Origin of the sequence: Acidovorax delafieldii (assembly GCF_007993815.1) — a bacterium.
GTDB classification, from domain to species: Bacteria; Pseudomonadota; Gammaproteobacteria; order Burkholderiales; family Burkholderiaceae_C; genus Acidovorax; species Acidovorax delafieldii.
Window position 1 is genome coordinate 174,847 of record NZ_VJWE01000016.1, and the last position, 13,361, is coordinate 188,207.

Genomic DNA, 13,361 nt, shown 5'->3' on the forward strand with positions numbered 1-13,361 from the left:
GCTATTGAATCAATAGCTACTAGCGCATGAAAAATATGCGCTAGCGGCCAATTTGATTCAAATTTCTCCCTGGCGGATGACAACCAAGTGCCGTGCGCTCATCCAATGGTCATCAGGCTCGCATTGCCCCCTGCCGCCGCCGTGTTCACGCTCAACGCGCGTTCGATGAGCAGGCGCTCCAGCGGAATGTCCGTCGCGCCGGGCTGGAGCGCAGTCACGCCCACGATGGGTCCGGTGCGGCGGGCGAGGGCGGTGCACGCCGCATGCAGGGACGGGGCGTCGCCATGGTGCAGCACGGCGTCCAGCGCCTGCGTGCCGTCGTTCAGTGTGTTGTCCTGTAGTAGAGCCTGCGCTTGCACCAGCGTGGGTAGCTGCGTGCGGAGGTGGGCCTGGGCCGTGGGCCACAGGGCGGTGCCGCCGCTGGCAAGCACGGCAGCCGTCTGCACCAGGAGGTCTTCCGTGCTTTGCGCCAGACACAGCACGCGGGCACGGGGCGCCAGGGTGTAGACGTTGCGCTCCCCGGTGGGGCCGGGCAGGGTGCGAGCGGTGCCGCTTTGGGTTTGCTGGGCGAAGCGCTGGCAGGTTGCGGTCAGCGCGGCGTTGCCTTGTTGCAACGCCCATTGCTCCAGCGTGGTCAGCGGTGCCAGCAGGCGCTCGCGCCGCTCCGTGTCGGGGGGGCTGGTGCGGTCGGCCTCGGCAAAGGTGCGGGCCAGCGCATCCGCCGGGCGCTGCGACAGCAGGCGCAGCAGATACAGCGGCCCGCCGGCCTTGGGCCCCGTGCCCGACAGGCCTTCGCCGCCAAAGGGCTGCACGCCCACCACGGCGCCCACCATGTTGCGGTTGACGTACACGTTGCCCGCATGGGCCCGGTTCACCACGCGGGCAATGGTTTCGTCGATGCGGGTATGTACACCTTGCGTCAGGCCGTAGCCGGTGGCGTTGATCTCGTCGAGCAGGCGATCCAGGTCGTCGCGCGCGTAGCGCACCAGGTGCAGCACGGGGCCGAAGACTTCGCGCTCCAGCTCGCCGATGTGGTTCAGTTCGATCAATGTGGGAGGCACGAAGGTGCCTTGTGTGCCGGCGGCCGACACATGGTTCGGGTGCTGGAACACCCGATGGCCCTTGGCCTTGAAGTTCTCGATGTGTCGGACGATGCCCGCTTGTGCTTCGGCATCGATGACGGGGCCCACGTCCACACGCAGCGCTCCGGGGTTACCCACGCGCAGTTCGCCCATGGCGCCCTGCAGCATCTCCACCACGCGGTCGGCGGCTTCTTCCTGAACGCACAGCACGCGCAGGGCAGAGCAGCGCTGGCCTGCGCTGTCAAAGGCCGACGACACGGCGTCGCCCACCACCTGTTCTACCAAGGCGGATGAGTCCACGATCATCGCGTTCTGCCCGCCGGTTTCTGCAATCAGCGGGATGGGGCGGCCTGCGGTATCCAAGCGCCCGGCCACGGTGCGCTGCAGGATGCGTGCCACTTCGGTGGAGCCGGTGAACATCACGCCCATCACGCGGGCGTCGCCAATCAGGCGGGCACCTACCGTCTCGCCCTGGCCGGGCAGCAGTTGCACGGCGGCGCGGGGCACACCGGCCTGCCACAGCAGGCGCACGGCCTCGGCGGCGATCAGCGGGGTTTGTTCGGCGGGCTTGGCCAGCACCGGGTTGCCTGCGGCCAATGCGGCGGCGACTTGCCCCATGAAGATGGCGAGCGGGAAGTTCCAGGGGCTGATGCAGGCCACGGGGCCCAGCGGGATGTGGGTGGCGTTGTCGAAGTTGCTTTGCACCTGGGCTGCGTAGTAGCGCAAAAAGTCCACGGCCTCGCGCACTTCAGCCACAGCGTTGCTAGCGCTCTTGCCCGCTTCGCGCATCAGCAGGCCCAGCAGGGGCTGCATGCGGGCCACCAGCAGGTCGGCGGTGCGCAGCAGGGCGGCAGCGCGCTCGGCGGGCGGCGTGGCGGCCCAGGGGGCTGCGGCGGCCTGGGCGTGCGCCAGGGCCTGGTCTACGTCGGCGGTAGTGGCTTCTTGCACCTGGCCCACCACATCGCTGTGGTCAGCAGGATTGCGCACGGGCTGGGTGGTGCCTGCGGGCAAGTCAGCAGCCAGCAGGGGCGCTGCCGACCAGGCGTGGCTTGCCGTGGCTTGCAGGGTGGTGGCCAGCTCGGTCAGCGTGTTTTCGTTGGATAGGTCCAGCCCGCGCGAGTTGCTGCGGTGCGCGCCATACAGGCCCTGGGGCGTGGCAATGCGGGGGTGGGGCAGGCCAGCGGTGCCTTCCACGGCAGCTTGCTGGTCTACGACCTCCGTGGGGTTGCGTACCAACTCATCCAGTGCAATCGTTTCGTCGGCAATGCGGTTCACGAACGAAGTGTTGGCGCCGTTCTCCAGCAAACGGCGCACCAAATAGGCCAGCAGCGTTTCGTGCGTGCCCACGGGGGCGTAGATGCGGCACGGGCGGCCCAGCTTGCCCGCAGTGATGGCACCCACCACCTGCTCATACAGCGGCTCGCCCATGCCGTGCAGGCACTGGAACTCGTATTGCCCCGCGTAGTAGTTGCTGCCCGCCAGTTGGTAGATGGTGGCCACCGTCTCGGCGTTGTGGGTGGCGAACTGGGGGTACACGGCCTCGGGCGCGGCCAGCAGCTTCTTGGCGCAGGCGATGTACGAGATGTCGGTGTGCACCTTGCGGGTGTAGACGGGGTAGTCCTCCAGCCCATCAACCTGGGCACGCTTGATTTCGCTGTCCCAGTACGCGCCCTTGACCAGGCGCACCATCAGCCGGCGCTGGGTGCGGCGGGCCAGGTCCACGACATAGTCGATGACGAACGGGCAGCGCTTTTGGTAGGCCTGGATGACAAAGCCAATGCCGTTCCAGCCCGCCAGCGTGGGCTCGTGGCACAGGCGCTCCAGCAGGTCCAGCGACAGCTCCAGGCGGTCGGTTTCTTCGGCGTCGATGTTCAGGCCAATGTCGTACTGTTTGGCCAGCGCGGTCAGGCGCAACACCAGCGGGTACAGCTCATCCATCACACGGCCAAACTGTGCGCGGCTGTAGCGCGGGTGCAGGGCCGAGAGCTTGATGGAGATGCCAGGCCCTTCGTAAATGCCGCGCCCGGCAGAGGCCTTGCCAATTGCGTGGATGGCCTGCTCGTAAGAGGCGTAGTAGTGCTTGGCGTCTTCGCTGGTCAGCGCCGCCTCACCCAGCATGTCGTACGAATAGCGAAAGCCCTCGGCCTCCATCGTGCGGGCGTTGCGCAGTGCTTCGTCGATGGTTTCGCCGGTCACAAACTGCTCGCCCATCATGCGCATGGCCATGTCCACGCCCTTGCGGATCAGGGGCTCGCCGCCCTTGCCGATCAGGCGGCTGAGCGAGTTGCCCAGGCTGCCTTCGCTGTGCGTGGCCACCAGCTTGCCGGTGATGAGCAGGCCCCAGGTGGCGGCGTTGACGAAGAGCGACGGGCTCTTGCCCAGGTGGGCATCCCACTGGCCGTGGCTGATCTTGTCGCGGATCAGCGCATCGCGTGTGGCCTTGTCGGGGATGCGCAGCAGCGCCTCGGCGAGGCACATCAGCGCCACGCCTTCTTGCGACGACAGCGAAAACTCCTGCAGCAGCCCCTGCACGATGCCCGCACGTCCGGCGCTGGCCTTGCGTTCGCGCAGCGCCTTGGCAATGCGCAGCGCCAATTGCTCGGCGGACGCCGCTTGATCGGCAGGCAGGCGGGCCCCGGCCAGCAGCGGGGCCAGGGCCTCGGGCTCGGGGCGGCGGGTGGCAGCGGTGATGGCTGCGCGCAGCGGGTTGTTCAGCGGCGTGCGGGGAGCGAAGTCGGCAAACGGGGCGGAGGGCTGCGTCATGGCGGTGTCTTTCAGGGGTTTGGCAGGGCCCAACACGGGGGGAAAGTGTTGGTTGGGCGCGTTATTGGCGATGATCCTTGGGTTGTTGGTGAATAAATGGTCGAAAATTGGCTTCTGTGCCGAATTAATCACTAATCAAGATGCAAGCAGAACCCGATCTCGACCGGATTGACCGCAAGATCCTGTCAATCCTGCAGGAAGACGGCCGCATTGCCAACCTCAAGCTGGCCGAGGCGGTGGCCCTGTCGCCCACGGCGGTGCTGGCGCGCGTGCAGCGCCTCACGCGCGATGGCTTCATCCTCGGCTACGAGGCGCGCCTGAATCCCCTGAAGCTGGGCGCGGGCATGTTGGTATTTGTGGAGGTGCTGCTGGACCGCACTACGCCTAACGTGTTCGACCAGTTCAAGGCCGCCGTGCAGGTGCACCCCGAGATCATGGAATGCCACATGGTGGCGGGCGGGTTCGATTACCTGCTCAAAACCCGCTCGGCCGATATGAATGCCTACCGCGTGTTTGCGGGCAACGTGCTGTGGCAACTGCCGGGCGTGCGCGAGACGCGGACCTATGCGGTGATGGAAGAGGTCAAGCACACCAACCATCTGTACCTGCGCTGACTCCACACCATGCGCGTACACCCACCGGATTGGCGGTGCTGGCAGAAGCCCGCATAATTCTCTGCAGATCTTGCTTGTATGAGGAGCCATACCATGACGACCGCTTTCCCCTATGCCGCCGCAGCCCTGGTGGCTGCCCTGTTCAGCCAGACGGCCGCTGCATCCTGCTACGTCGTCTATGGCCCTGACAAGGACATCGTGTACCGCGCTCAGGTGCCGCCGGTGGACATGTCACGGCAGATCCACGAAACCCTGCCCCTGGTGGCCCCGGGCTCGACCCTCGTGTTTTCGCCCGACAACTTTGGCTGCGAACTCACCATCAACAAGCTACCACTCACGGCCGTGTCCGCGCCCGGGGGCATGCGGCCTGCGCGCGCTGACCGGGGCTGAAACAGACAGTTCGCAGGGGTGCGGCCAGTGGGCGTGCCGCGCCTGAGACAATCGGGGGATGAGCGAACCGAAAGAACTATCCCCCTCGTTTGAACCCACCGAGCAGAATTCCCAAAGCGACCTGCCCGAAGGCTGGCTGCATGTGCAGTCCATGGACCTCGACGCCCAGGGCGTGGCCCGCAAGCCCGACGGCAAGGTGGTCTTCATCGATGGTGCCCTGCCATTCGAGCTGGTCACCGCCAACACCCACCGCAAGAAGAACAACTGGGAGCAGGCCAGCCTGGTAGCGATCCACCGCGAGTCGTCCCAGCGCGTGCGGCCGGATTGCCCCCACTTTGGCCTGCACGCAGGTGCCTGTGGCGGCTGCAAGATGCAGCACTTGCACGTGGGCGCCCAGGTGGCCGTCAAGCAGCGGGTGCTGGAAGACAACCTCTGGCACCTGGGCAAGGTCAAGGCCGAGACCATGCTGCGTCCCATCGAGGGGCCCGCCTGGGGCTACCGTTACCGCGCCCGCCTGGCGGTGCGCCACGTGATCAAGAAGAGCCAGGTCCTGGTGGGCTTTCATGAGCGCAAGAGCCGCTACATCGCCGACATGCAGACATGCAAGATCTTGCCCCCGCATGTCGATGCCATGCTGATGCCCCTGCGCGCACTGATTGCCAGCTTGGATGCCCGCGACACCTGCCCACAGATCGAACTGGCCTGCGGCGACACCGTGACCGCGCTGGTGCTGCGCCACCTGGAGCCGCTGAGCACCGATGACATCGCCCGGCTGCGCGCCTTTGCGGCGGAGCACCATGTGCAATGGTGGCTGCAGCCCAAGGGCCCGGATACAGTAAAGCTGCTGGACGAGGGCGGCGAGCAGCTGTCGTACGCACTGCCGGACTTCGGCATCACCATGCCTTTCAAGCCCACGGACTTCACCCAGGTGAACCCGCACATCAACCGCGTGCTGGTGAGCCGCGCGCTGCGCCTGCTGGACGTGCAACCGCACGAACGCGTTATCGACTGGTTCTGTGGCCTGGGCAACTTCACGCTGCCCCTGGCCACGCAGGCGCGCGAGGTGCTGGGCATCGAGGGCAGCGAGGCCCTGGTGGCCCGCTCGCGTGAGAACTATGCACTGAATCAGGCCCAGGCGCCCGACCACAAAGCGCTGGCAGCTACGGATTTTGTAGCGCGCAACCTGTTCGAGATGACGCCCGAGATGCTGGTGGCCGACGGAACTGCCGACAAGTGGCTGGTGGACCCACCACGCGAAGGGGCGTTTGCGCTGGCCAAGGCGCTGGCGGACATTGAACAGGCCCGCATTGGCGCCGAGGGCGCTGGCCCCTTGCCTGCAGGGGCCGAAGGCTGGACGCCCCCGAAGCGCATTGTGTACGTGAGCTGCAACCCAGCCACCCTCGCGCGCGATGCCGGGCTGCTGGTGCATCTGGCCGGCTACCGGTGCACGGCGGCGGGCATGATCAACATGTTCCCGCACACGGCCCATGTGGAGAGCATGGCGGTGTTCGAGCGGGTCTGAGTCCGGTTGCCAGAGAGAGGCTTCAGGAAGGGGAGGGCTCTGCCCTCCGTCCCGTGGCCTTAACTCCGCCGCGCAATATCAGCTGCGGTTGCGGCTGGCTGCGGGGTCGCGGGGTTCGGTTTCGATGTCGGGTGCGCGTTCGCTGCGTTCGGGCTTTTCCACCTTGCCCAGCACCGAGGGCGTGCCCTCGATCTTGTTCTCACGCATGTAGGCGTCCATGTCCTTCCAGCCTGCAAACACCGAGGCCTTGGAGGCCTTGGGGTTGAGGGTGTAGCAGTCTTCCAGCCCCCGCAGTGCGTGTCGGCAGGCACCGCCGATGGCCTTGGCCTCGGCATCGCGTTGGGCCACGCGCGGGTCAGGGCCCAGGCCCGGGATCTTGTCGCAGCCTGCAAGCAGCAACAGGCCCGCCAGAACCATCAGGCGCAATGCGGTGGAAGGGCTTTGTGGATACATGTACTTGCATTATCGGCACACTGGCCGCGCTATTGAGGCTTGATCCTGGGCGGCGACCCACAAAAAAGGCTCCCGAGGGAGCCTTTTGATGGAGGTCAAGGGACTGGCAGGGCTCAGTCGCGCTCGCCGCCCATGATGCCCAACAGGGCCAGCAGGCTCTGGAACACGTTGAAGATATCCAGGTACAGGGCCAGCGTGGCGCTGATGTAGTTGGTTTCGCCGCCGTCCAGGATCTGCTTCAGGTCATACAGCATGTAGGCGCTGAAGATGCCGATGGCCAGCATCGAGATCACCATCATGCCCACGCCGGAGCCGACGAACACGTTGATGATGCCGCCCACCATGAGCACCAGCGCGCCCACCATCAGCCACTTGCCCATGCCCGAGAGGTCGCGCTTGATGACGCTGGCCAGGCTGGCCATCACGAAGAACACACCGGCCGTGCCGGCAAAGGCCGTCATGATGAGGTCGGTGCCGTTCTTGAAGCCCAGCACCATGCCGATCATGCGCGACAGCATCAGGCCCATGAAGAACGTGAAGGCCAGCAGCACCGGCACGCCTGCGGCCGAGCGCTTGGTCTTTTCGATGGCGAACATGAACCCGAACGCGCCGCCCAGGAACACGATCAGGCCCAGGCCGCCAGTCAGCGAGCGGGTGATGCCGGTGGCCACGCCGATCCAGGCGCCCAGCACCGTGGGGATCATGCTCAGGGCCAGCAGCCAGTACGTATTGCGAAGCACCTTGTGGCGCTCTTCCTGCGAGATGCCATAGCCCGCAGAGTGGCCCAGGGTGGTGACTTGGTCATTCATCTTGTGTCTCTCCTTGTTGGCCTGCACGACGCAGACATCACAAATTCTAGGTGGTGATGCTTTTTTGCTTTGCAATGACCGCACCCGGTCACCTACTTTTGGTAAGGATACTTTCACCCTGGCTGAGGGCAACGGCGCCGGGGATGCCGGTATGCTCGGTTCTCTTTGCGTGCCGGGGCGGCCTGTGCGGCCCGGTTTCCTCTCCCACTTTCGGATCCTTTCATGAAAACCAAGCACGAACTCGAACTGGCCGACGTCAAGGCCGTGGCCGCTGCCGCTGAAGCCGAGGCCCTCAAGAACAACTGGGCCGTGACCATCGCCATCGTGGACGATGGCGGCCACCTGCTGTGGCTGCAGCGCCTGGACGGTGCCGCAGCCGTGTCATCGCACATCGCTCCTTCCAAGGCCCGCACGGCCGCTCTGGGCCGTCGCGAAAGCAAGGTCTACGAGGACGTGATCAACGGCGGCCGTACCTCGTTCCTGAGCGCGCCCACCATTGACGGCCTGCTCGAAGGCGGCGTGCCGATCATGAAGGACGGCCAGTGCCTGGGTGCCGTGGGCGTGAGCGGCGTGAAGTCCACCGAAGATGCACAGATCGCCCGCGCGGGCATTGCAGCCCTGGGCCTCTGATTCGGGGGCTCCTGGCAGGGAGTGTGGTTGCTATTATTTTGATAGCTTCGAGCGCATGTTCCACCAGCGCATGGGGCTGAAAACGCTTCAAAACCCTCTGTGAGCATGAAAAAACCGGCCTGTGGGCCGGTTTTTTGTTGGCAGGGTCGGGGGCAGCAAAAAAAGCCTGGCTACGCGGGAGCAAACCCGTTGGCTGGCAAAAACGACCCTTGCGAGCTTGTTGCAAGCCCGGGAGTCGCCCCACGATGAAACTATTTGGTCAGGATGAGCTTGCCCAGCTTGGTGGCCTGCAGGCGGTACACCGAGCCGTTGTGGCTGATGGCGACGGTCTTGTGGCCTTGCAGCAGCACGCTGCTGTCCAGTGCAGCAGTGGCGCAATGCGCACCGGACGACGGGGCCTCGCCAGATGCCGAGGCGTCTGCGGAGTCAGCCGGCGCGGCGCGGCGGAGCGGGGCGGAGGTCAGGGAGGCTTGCATGGAGTTTTCCTGGGTCATTGCAGTGCGTTTTGTTAATGATAACGATTCGCAATTACAAGTCAAGCGAACGGTGTGTTTCTTTTTGTTCTTGGTTCCGCCCTGCATCCGATGCAAGGGCGAGGCTTTGAGCAGCGCCCTGGGGCGCGGGGCAAGGGTTCGTGCGCCCTGGGCGCAGTGCAGGGGGCTGCGAGCCCGCTGCACGGGCCCTGCGTTCCCTGGTGCCTGCTAGCGCGCCCACGACGGGTGGGCTGGCCAAGATGGGCAGGGACCGGGCCGGTGACTTTCGCCGTGTCTTTACTGGCCCTGCGGGTCGGTTACAAACCCGATCTTGCGCACGCCAGCGCGTTGCGCGGCCGCCATGGCCTGGGCCACAAATTCGTAGCGCACGTTCTTGTCGCCACGGATGTGGAGGTCCGGCTGGGGCTCCTTGGCGGCTTCGGCCTGCAGGCGGGGGAAGAGTTCTTCTTCCGACACCTGGGACTCGTTCCAGAAGAACTTGCCATCGGCCGACACCGACAGGCGCACAGTCTCGGGCTTGACGTTTTCGGGCTGGTTGGTGGCGCGGGGCAGGTCCACGTTCACCGCGTGTTTCATCACCGGCACGGTGATGATGAAGATGATGAGCAGCACCAGCATGACGTCCACCAGGGGCGTCATGTTGATCTCGTTCATCACGTCATCGGTGTCGTCTTGGGTTCCAAAGGCCATGGCTTAGCCGCCTTTCTTCATGGGCAGCACCTTGCCGGGCTCGCCAGCGTTCACGCGGGCGCCGGTCACAAAGTAGGCGTGCAGGTCATGGGCAAAGCTGTTCAGGCCATTCAAGATGGACTTGTTGCCGCGCACCAGCGCGTTGTAGCCCAGCACCGCCGGGATGGCCACGGCCAGGCCCAGCGCGGTCATGATCAGCGCTTCACCGATGGGGCCGGCCACCTTGTCGATGGTGGACTGGCCCGAGGTGCCGATGGCCAGCAGCGCATGGTAGATGCCCCACACGGTGCCGAACAGGCCGATGAACGGGGCGGTGGAGCCCACCGACGCCAGGATGGCCAAGCCCGAGGACAGGCGGGCGGTGAACTCGTCGATGCAGTTGCGCAGGCAGCGGGTGACCCAGTCGCTCACGTCCAGGCTGTCGTGCAGGTGGGCCTTGGTGTTGCGGTGGTGGGCGGTGGCTTCGCGGCCTTCCAGCGCCAGGTGGCGGAAGGGGTTGGTCGGGTCGGCGCCCAGCTTGGTCAAGCCCGCGGCAAAGTCCTCGCTGTGCCAGAAGTCCTGGGCGGCGCGGGCGTGTTTTTTGAACTTGATGATGTCCAGTGCCTTGATGAGGATGACGATCCACGAGGCCAGCGACATGGCCAGCAGCAGGATGGCGACGGCGCGGGTGACAAAGTCACCCTGGATCCAGACGTTGGCGATGCCGAATTGCGATTCCATGAAAACTCCCTGAGCGGTGATTGGTTTATTCGAGAACAAAGTTGACGGGGACGAGGTTCCACATGGCCTCGGGCACGCCGTTGCGTTTGCCGGGCACAAAGCGCCAGCGCATCACGGCGTCCTGGGCCTGGCGGTCCAGCCGGTCAAAGCCGCTGGACTTGTTGACTTCGACCTTTTGCGGCACGCCATCGGTGCCGATGAGCACCCGCAGCACCACCTTGCCTTGCTCGCCCATGCGTTTGCTGATGGCGGGGTAGCTGGGCTTGGGGTTGTTGAGATAGGCCGCGTCGCTGGACGGCAGCTCGATCTTGGGTGGTGCGGTTGGCGCCGGTGGCGCAGGCGCGGGGGCCGGGGGCGCCACGGGGGCCTCGATGGGCGGGGCGGGCGGCTGGGGCGTGGTGATGCCGGTGGGGGCATTGGGCGCTGGCGTGGGGTCGGCAATGGCGACGGGCATCGGTGCCGGGCGCGGCGCGGCCTTGGGCGCTGGCTTGGGAGGGGGCGGTGGTGCCGGTGGCGGCGGGGTGACCTTGGGCGGGGCGGGCGGCGCGATGAATTCGCTGAGCAGTTCGGCCGGCACGATCACCTCGGCCGCCTTGCGCACCAGGCCGGACTGCAGGGCCCAGATGCCCGCCACATGCAGCGCCACCACGGAGCCGACGATCACGGCATTGCGGCTCACACCGCCAGGGGGGGCGAAACGATCAGGGTGAGACATAAAAAGAAAGGAAGGGCAGCGCCGCCCCTAGCATAGGGCGGACGTTGCCGGGTAAACCCGGATTATTTGCGAAAGATCCACCAGGCCGAACCTGCGACCAGGATCAGGCTGCCTGCGAGGGTAGAGAGGAGTTCCATGACGTGCTTTCCAGGATGGAGCTGGCAAGCTGGATCGTCTGCGGCGCCGCATCGTTGCGCAAGGCGGCTACCGGGTTCGAGACACTGCACTGCGCCACCACGTCGCGGGCGCAGCTTTCGCAGCATCCACATTGGGTGGCCACGCCCAGTTCGAACTGGATCTCATCGAAGCTCATGCCAGCACGGGCATGGCGGGCAATCTCACGGTCCGAAACCCGGCGGCAAACACAGACGATCATGGCGGCAGGCAGTGTGGCTGGCTGTTGAAAGGATGATTGAGATTATAAATACGAATCTATCGCATTTGCAATAAATCATTCCTGCCGACAGGGGGAAGGTGATACCTGTCTCTGGCGGGTTACCGATACTCCCGCTTTAGCCTGGGGCCGATGGGGCTCCGTCCTGCCCCTCCAGCAGCGCAGGCGTGGCCTCTGCCAGCGTGGCGCAGCCGGTCAGCGCCATGGCGACCTCCAGCTCGTCGCGCAGCAGGCGCAGCACATGGGCCACGCCCGCAGCACCTGCATTGGCCAGGCCCCACACGGCTGGGCGGCCCACCAGCACGGCGGAGGCGCCCAGCGCCATGGCCTTGAGCACATCGGTGCCGCGCCGGATGCCGCCGTCCACCAGCACCGGCGCCTTGCCCTGCACGGCTTGCACCACACGGGGCAGCGCGGTGGCGGTGGCAGGGGCCGTGTCCAGCGTGCGCCCGCCGTGGTTGGACACGATGAGGCCCGCAGCGCCCAGCGAAACGGCCTGGCGCGCGTCGGCGGGGTGCAGCACGCCCTTGAGCAGCACCGGCAGCCGGGTGATGGACTGCAGCCACGCGATGTCGTCCCACGTGGGCGCATTGTGGAGCAGGCCGTCGAACAAGGCGCTCTGGCCGGGGCCCAATGCGGAAGGGGCGGGTGCCTGCAGGCCCGCCAGGTTGACCGGGCCCACGCCGGGCGGCAGCCGAAAGCCCGCGCGCCGTTCGCGGTCGCGCACGCCGCTGGTGGGGGCATCCACCGTGAGCACCAGGGCCTCATAGCCAGCCGCTTCGGCACGCTGCACCAGTGCCTGGGTGAAGCCCCGGTCCGGCTGCAGGTAGAGCTGAAACCACAGCGGGCCGCGCCCCGGGTCGGGCAGGACGGCCTGGGCCACGCTCTCCAGCGACACGCTGGCCTGGGTGCTGAGCACCACGCCCGCGCCCAGCGCCGCTGCGGCATAGGCCATGGCCAGTTCGCCGTCGGGGTGCGCCAGGCGCTGGAAGGCCACGGGTGCGAGCAGGATGGGGTGCGCCAGCGTGCGGCCCAGCAGGGGCACGCGGGTGTGCCCACCCGCCAGCGGCCGCAGCACGCGGGGCCACAGGGGCAGGGCGTCCCAGGCGCTGCGGTTGGCGTGCAGGCTGATCTCGTCGGCCGCGCCGCCGCTGAAGTACGCCCAGGCGTTGTCGTCCAGCTGCGTGCGTGCGTGTTGCTCGTGGTCGGCCAGGGTGACCAGGCCCGGGGGGATGGTGTGGCGTGCAGGAAATTGGGTCATACAAACAAAAATAGCACCAAGCGCTAGTGGATCATGCGCTGGGTGCTATCAAAATAATAGTTTTTGTGAGGGTGCCTCATACCCCGATCACAGCAGTGGGGTAGAGGCCTGCGGTTCACACATCGGCCCACATGCGCAGCAGGTTGTGGTACGTGCCCGACAGCGCGATGGCCGACGGGTCGGTGTCGCCGTGGGTCTGGCGCAGCTTGAGCAGGGCCATGTCCATGTCGAACAGCAACTGGCGCTGCTCCAGCCCGCGCACCATGCTCTCCACCCAGAAGAAGCTGCTCACGCGGTGCCCGCGCGTGACCGGCGCGACCTGGTGCACGGTGCTGCTGGGGTACAGGATCATGTCGCCCGCAGGCAGCTTGATGCGCTTCTCACCCAGGGCTTCGGCAATCACCAGCTCGCCACCGTCGTAGTCGTCGGGCGGCGTGAGGAACAACGTGCACGACAGGTCGCTGCGCACCCAGCAGCTGTCGGCGCGGGAGTGCATGACGGCGCTGTCCACATGGTTGCCATAGTAGTTGGCGCCATCGCCATACTTGTTGAACAGCGGGTTGTAGATGCGGCGCGGCAGTGCGGCCGAAAAGAAGAGGGCGTTGCGATTCAACGCGGCCTTGACCAGGCCCTGGAGCTGGGCGGACAGCTCGCTGGCTTGTGCGAGCTGCAGGTTGTTTTTCTGGTGCACCGCCTGGCCGCCCGCGCTGCGGGTGCCGTCCACCCAGGGGGCGTCGGCCGCCCAGAGCTTTTGCCGGAAGAACGCGACCTCGTCGGCGGTGAGAACGTCTTGGATGTGCAGGAACATGGAGCCATTGTGAACC

General features: G+C 66.0%; 14 protein-coding genes. 4 read left to right on the forward strand and 10 right to left on the reverse strand.

Going from position 1 to position 13,361, the window contains the following annotated elements; genetic code table 11:
* Positions 1–98 precede the first annotated feature (98 nt).
* Positions 99–3,845 carry a trifunctional transcriptional regulator/proline dehydrogenase/L-glutamate gamma-semialdehyde dehydrogenase gene (gene putA, locus ATF69_RS18495; RefSeq protein WP_146871893.1) on the reverse strand — a complete coding sequence of 1,249 codons (3,747 nt, stop codon included), beginning with the start codon at positions 3,843–3,845 and terminating at the stop codon, positions 99–101.
* 140 nt (positions 3,846–3,985) lie between these two features.
* On the opposite strand from putA, the gene ATF69_RS18500 reads away from it, so the two are divergent.
* From ATF69_RS18500 to rlmD, 3 genes are all read left to right on the forward strand, one after another.
* On the forward strand, positions 3,986–4,459 hold the full coding sequence (locus ATF69_RS18500) for an Lrp/AsnC ligand binding domain-containing protein (RefSeq protein WP_060985213.1): 474 nt from the start codon (positions 3,986–3,988) through the stop codon (positions 4,457–4,459).
* Between the two features lie 93 nt (positions 4,460–4,552).
* Positions 4,553–4,849: a hypothetical protein gene (locus tag ATF69_RS18505; RefSeq protein ID WP_116747258.1), complete on the forward strand. Its 297-nt coding sequence runs from the start codon at positions 4,553–4,555 to the stop codon at positions 4,847–4,849.
* A 58-nt stretch (positions 4,850–4,907) separates the two neighbouring features.
* Positions 4,908–6,371, forward strand: a complete 1,464-nt coding sequence (gene rlmD / locus ATF69_RS18510; RefSeq protein WP_146871894.1) for a 23S rRNA (uracil(1939)-C(5))-methyltransferase RlmD — start codon at positions 4,908–4,910, stop codon at positions 6,369–6,371.
* A 78-nt stretch (positions 6,372–6,449) separates the two neighbouring features.
* Here rlmD and ATF69_RS18515 read toward each other — a convergent pair whose 3' ends face one another.
* Both ATF69_RS18515 and ATF69_RS18520 read right to left on the reverse strand, forming a co-directional pair.
* The gene (locus ATF69_RS18515) at positions 6,450–6,824 is read right to left on the reverse strand and encodes a hypothetical protein (RefSeq protein ID WP_056063836.1); all 375 of its coding nucleotides are present in this window, start codon (positions 6,822–6,824) and stop codon (positions 6,450–6,452) included.
* Positions 6,825–6,937: 113 nt separating this feature from the next.
* Complete coding sequence (locus tag ATF69_RS18520) at positions 6,938–7,633, reverse strand: Bax inhibitor-1/YccA family protein (protein ID WP_015014565.1); 696 nt, start codon at positions 7,631–7,633, stop codon at positions 6,938–6,940.
* Between the two features lie 222 nt (positions 7,634–7,855).
* On the opposite strand from ATF69_RS18520, the gene ATF69_RS18525 reads away from it, so the two are divergent.
* Positions 7,856–8,263 carry a GlcG/HbpS family heme-binding protein gene (locus tag ATF69_RS18525; protein WP_015014564.1) on the forward strand — a complete coding sequence of 136 codons (408 nt, stop codon included), beginning with the start codon at positions 7,856–7,858 and terminating at the stop codon, positions 8,261–8,263.
* Between the two features lie 251 nt (positions 8,264–8,514).
* Here the strand turns inward: ATF69_RS18525 and hemP are convergent, their stop codons facing one another.
* From hemP to ATF69_RS18560, 7 genes are all read right to left on the reverse strand, one after another.
* Positions 8,515–8,739 (reverse strand): hemin uptake protein HemP, encoded by a 225-nt coding sequence (gene hemP / locus ATF69_RS18530; RefSeq protein WP_056746730.1) that lies wholly within the window; start codon positions 8,737–8,739, stop codon positions 8,515–8,517.
* A 294-nt stretch (positions 8,740–9,033) separates the two neighbouring features.
* The gene (locus tag ATF69_RS18535) at positions 9,034–9,447 is read right to left on the reverse strand and encodes an ExbD/TolR family protein (RefSeq protein WP_015014562.1); all 414 of its coding nucleotides are present in this window, start codon (positions 9,445–9,447) and stop codon (positions 9,034–9,036) included.
* A gap of 3 nt (positions 9,448–9,450) precedes the next feature.
* Positions 9,451–10,167 carry a MotA/TolQ/ExbB proton channel family protein gene (locus tag ATF69_RS18540; protein WP_056063831.1) on the reverse strand — a complete coding sequence of 239 codons (717 nt, stop codon included), beginning with the start codon at positions 10,165–10,167 and terminating at the stop codon, positions 9,451–9,453.
* A 25-nt stretch (positions 10,168–10,192) separates the two neighbouring features.
* Positions 10,193–10,882: an energy transducer TonB gene (locus ATF69_RS18545; protein ID WP_146871895.1), complete on the reverse strand. Its 690-nt coding sequence runs from the start codon at positions 10,880–10,882 to the stop codon at positions 10,193–10,195.
* A gap of 103 nt (positions 10,883–10,985) precedes the next feature.
* On the reverse strand, positions 10,986–11,258 hold the full coding sequence (locus ATF69_RS18550; RefSeq protein ID WP_146871896.1) for a (2Fe-2S)-binding protein: 273 nt from the start codon (positions 11,256–11,258) through the stop codon (positions 10,986–10,988).
* Positions 11,259–11,394: 136 nt separating this feature from the next.
* On the reverse strand, positions 11,395–12,537 hold the full coding sequence (locus ATF69_RS18555; protein WP_146871897.1) for an alpha-hydroxy acid oxidase: 1,143 nt from the start codon (positions 12,535–12,537) through the stop codon (positions 11,395–11,397).
* Positions 12,538–12,652: 115 nt separating this feature from the next.
* Positions 12,653–13,345, reverse strand: a complete 693-nt coding sequence (locus tag ATF69_RS18560; protein WP_056746460.1) for a Fe2+-dependent dioxygenase — start codon at positions 13,343–13,345, stop codon at positions 12,653–12,655.
* Positions 13,346–13,361: the final 16 nt, after the last annotated feature.